2 protein-coding genes (1 of these 2 only partly in view) are annotated in these 2,811 nt (G+C 60.0%); both read left to right on the top strand.

Annotation, left to right across the window (positions count from 1 at the left end; translation table 11 throughout):
• Positions 1–615: the 3' portion of a bifunctional diaminohydroxyphosphoribosylaminopyrimidine deaminase/5-amino-6-(5-phosphoribosylamino)uracil reductase RibD gene (gene ribD / locus AC04MI_RS22080; RefSeq protein WP_436076982.1), read on the top strand. It extends 483 nt beyond the left edge of the window; only the last 615 of its 1,098 coding nucleotides appear in the window; its start codon lies off the left edge, out of view; it ends in the stop codon at positions 613–615.
• 125 nt (positions 616–740) lie between these two features.
• Entirely contained in the window at positions 741–2,642 is a 1,902-nt protein-coding gene (locus AC04MI_RS22085; protein ID WP_476498704.1) for an ATP-binding cassette domain-containing protein, read from the top strand.
• The last annotated feature ends 169 nt before the right edge of the window (positions 2,643–2,811 follow it).

Genomic DNA, 2,811 nt, shown 5'->3' on the forward strand with positions numbered 1-2,811 from the left:
GTAACCGCCTTGCCCAATGGAGCAAGCCAATGGATCACCGGTCCCGCCGCTCGTACTGACGGACATGCATGGCGCGCAAGGGCTTGCGCGGTGTTGACCGGCATTGGGACCGTACTCGCAGATAACCCACGACTGGATGTGCGGGATGTACCCACCGATCGGCAACCCTCACTCGTTTTGGTGGATAGCGAGCTAGCTGTTCCTCTGGATGCCTTGCTTTTCGCAGCGGACCGGTCGGTCTATATCTATACAGCCTTTGCACACGAGAAAAAACGCAGCGCGCTCGAAGCCCTTGGCGCCACCGTGATCACAATGCCGAATAGTGCCGGCAAGGTGGACTTACCCGCGATGGTGCAAGACCTCGGGCGCAGGGAGATCAATGAACTGCACGTGGAAGCAGGTTACAAGCTCAATGGTTCGCTGCTGCGCGAAGGACTGGTCGATGAACTACTGGTCTATCTCGCCCCCAAGCTGATGGGCGAGGGCATGGGATTGGCCCAGATAGCTCCCTTGGCGACACTTGCCGAGGCACATGCCCTCAGCTTCCATACGGTAGACAGGATCGGGGAAGACCTGCGCGTCCTTGCACGCTTGCAGGGGCGCGACAGGTTCTGAAGAAATCGCAGCGTAACTGATCGCGGAATTTTCCACCAATCAAAGTTACGCTCGACCGGCTGTCACTCCATCATGTGACTGGCGCAAAAAATCCCGCCGGAGCGCGACACGGATAATCCCGCTCTATGGCACTTATCACCTTACTGGACGCCCAACTCGCATTTGGGCATGTTGCACTGCTGGATCACGCCGGCTTTTCCCTGGAGACCGCTGAGCGGGTTGGCCTGATTGGCCGCAATGGCGCGGGAAAGTCTTCCCTACTCAAAATCCTGGGAGGACTTGCCAAGCCGGATGATGGCTCTTTGCAAGTTCAGCAGGGGGTACGCATTGCCTTCGTCGCACAGGAGCCGACGTTAGACCCCGATGCCACCATTTTCAAGGCAGCCTCCGAAGGCCTGCAACGCGTGATCGCTATCCGCGATCAATACCTCTCGGGAGCGGACGGACTAGATCTGGATGCATTGCAATCGGAGATCGAGGCCTACGACGCCTGGAACTGGGAGCAGCGTGTAGAAGAGACCCTGCAGAGGTTGCATCTCGACCCGGAAGCCGTGGTCGGAGCACTCTCTGGCGGCACCAAAAAACGCGTGGCGCTGGCGCAGGCGCTGGTGGCACGCCCTGACGTTTTGCTGCTGGACGAACCCACCAACCACCTGGAYCTGGACTCCATCGARTGGCTGGAAGACCTGCTGCTGGACTTTCCGGGCAGCGTCGTGACCATCACCCACGACCGGTCGTTCCTYRACCGYGTGGCCACCCGCATCGTGGAGYTGGACCGCGGTCAATTGCGCTCGTACCCCGGCAACTTTGCTCAATACCAGATTCAGAAAGAAGAGCAGTTGGCGCAGGAGGCAGTGATCGCCGCCAAGGCCGACAAGCTCCTGGCACAAGAAGAAATCTGGATTCGGCGTGGTGTGGAAGCGCGCCGCACCCGCAGCCAGAGCCGTATCAGCCGCTTGGAACAGTTACGCGCCCGGCGGGAGGCCCGCCGTGAGGTCGTTGGCAGTGTGCGCATGGATGTCGCCACCGGAAGCTCCAACGGCTACCAGGGCAAGATCGTGGCGGAACTGCAAGGAGTGAGCAAAGCCTTCGGCGACAAAACCATCGTTCACAATTTTTCCGGGACGATACTGCGCGGGGACAAAGTGGGCCTGATCGGCCCGAACGGCGCCGGTAAAACCACGCTGCTGAAGATGATCTTGGGCGAACTGCAGGCCGACAAGGGCACCATCCGGCAGGGAGCGAACCTGCAAGTAGCCTACTTTGACCAGATGCGCCACGCCGTCAACCTCGACGCCACATTGGAAGACTTCATCAGCCCTGGCAGCGAATGGATCGAGATCGGCAATCAGCGCAAACACGTCAAGAGCTATCTGAGCGATTTTCTGTTCTCCCCCGCGCGCGCGCACTCCCCAGTGCGGTCGCTGTCCGGCGGGGAACGCAACCGCCTGCTGCTTGCCCGGCTGTTCGCCCGACCGGCCAATGTCCTGGTGCTGGATGAGCCCACGAACGACCTGGACATTGACACCTTAGACCTGCTGGAGGAATTGCTCGAAAACTACGAAGGCACGGTGTTCCTGGTCAGCCATGACCGCACCTTTCTCGACAACGTGGTGACCAGCACCCTCGCTTTTGAAGGCAACGGCCTGTGGCGTGAGTACGAAGGCGGCGTCCAAGACTGGTTGCTCCAATCCAAGCGCAGTCGGTCACTGCAAGCTGCTGCTRCAACGTCCTCCAAACCACCCACACCGGAAGTTTCCAACCAAAGCACGCCAGAGCGCTCATCAAATAAGCCTGCACAGCTATCAAAAAAGAAGCTGAGTTACAAAGAGCAGCGCGAACTGGATCAACTGCCTGGCCTGATCAGTGCGCTAGAGACGGAACAGAAATCCCTTCAAGACGCACTGGCCGACGGCTCACTCTTTGGTACTGACCCCACCCGCGCGGCGGCCATGACAAGCCGAGCAGCCGCCATCGACGAAGAGCTGATGACTGCGTTGGAGCGCTGGACAGCACTCTCTGAATAGGCGCCAAACCGGTTCATGGCGCGAGGCTCTGGCGGGGACACACATGGTGAAGGCCCGCCGCCAGGGCTCGGTAATCGCCCTTAAATCCGGTGGTGCAGGCGGTCAGTTGGTCCGCGCAACCGGGCAATCAAGGCCGGGGCAATCTGCCCCAGCGGCAGCACCTCGTCAG

The sequence above is a fragment of the Acidovorax sp. LjRoot204 genome, assembly GCF_056175785.1.